1 protein-coding gene is annotated in these 1,187 nt (G+C 44.2%); it reads right to left on the reverse strand.

What is annotated here, in order from left to right; all coding sequences use genetic code 11:
* Positions 1-21 precede the first annotated feature (21 nt).
* The gene (locus tag ACY2RQ_RS19400; protein ID WP_490114660.1) at positions 22-978 is read right to left on the reverse strand and encodes an IS110 family RNA-guided transposase; all 957 of its coding nucleotides are present in this window, start codon (positions 976-978) and stop codon (positions 22-24) included.
* Between the last annotated feature and the right edge of the window lie 209 nt (positions 979-1,187).

Consider the following 1,187-nt stretch of genomic DNA (forward strand, 5'->3'; position numbering starts at 1 on the left):
GACTATGGTGTCAAACGCTAATTATCCAGTTATTTCCGGACTCCAGTGGGTTCCATCCCTAACCATGGAATTCACTATGACAATCATCTTTCGGATGCAGGCAATGATCGCTGTTTTCTTTGCTTTCCCAGCTTCCAATAATCGCTCATAGGTTGCTTTAAACACAGGATTACACTGAATTGCTGACATCATAGCCATAAACATAACGGTACGTATTTGTGATCGGCCACCTTTGATTTTTCGCTGCCCTTGATAGGATCCACTTTCACGGTTTACAGGGGCAACTCCGATTAAGGCAGCAGCTTCCTTGTTGGTGAGATAACCTAACTCTGGCATGTCACTGAGCAGACTGAACGTCACTATGTTTCCGATGCCAGGAACACTTTGGATAATGTCGAATTTCTGCTTGTATTCAGGGCTGGATACGATCAGTTTCATGAGTTTTTGATCAATAGTGTCTAGCTGTTTTTTGAGTATGTTGAGTATAGGAGTGATCGATCCAGTGATCTTTTTAGGCATGATCTGCCGACGATTTTTTTCCATGGTCTGCATCTCTACCAACTGTCGTCTGCGAGAGAGTAGATCGCTCATATCCCTTAGTACATCAGGCTTTAGCTCTGATAAAGCAGGCTTAATGGCTTCACCGTAGTGGGCAATAAGCTGAGCATCCAGCTTGTCAGTTTTAGCGAGTCTGCCAATAGCGCCTGCAAATTTTTTGATATGTGCAGGATTGGCGACTACGAAGGGAAGTTTTGCTTTTGAACAGGCGATGATGAACAAGTGCTCCAGTCTGCCAGTGGCTTCAATAACGACTCGTTCGGGTCTGTGCGGTTTGATCTTTTTGATGGCTTCCTGAACACCTTTTTCGGTGTTGGATACTGTGAAATAGAGACCCAGAGGGCGTATATAAATATCGAGTTGTGACTTACCAGTATCGACTCCTACAGTGATGGTTCTTTGATTATTGTTGTTGTCCATAATAAGCTAGCTCTGCCTTGCAAATTCGGGCTCGAGGCCCCTCTGACTATCCGAACTTGGTGCTTGGAGTCTTATGCAGCGTTCTCACTTGTTAACGGTCTCTCAACAGAGGAGCCAAAAATCAATCGAACTGCTGTATAAGAAGGCTTTAGTTGCCGCTAAAGCTTGGGTCTCACATTACCCTGTTTCGTTAATCATTATCCATACAA

Source organism: Parendozoicomonas sp. 209JJ7-1, from assembly GCF_058147085.1.

Excerpts from the sequence above, each read along its gene's own strand:
- ACY2RQ_RS19400 (WP_490114660.1), bottom strand. The coding sequence starts at position 978 with ATGGACAACAACAATAATCAAAGAACCATCACTGTAGGAGTCGATACT.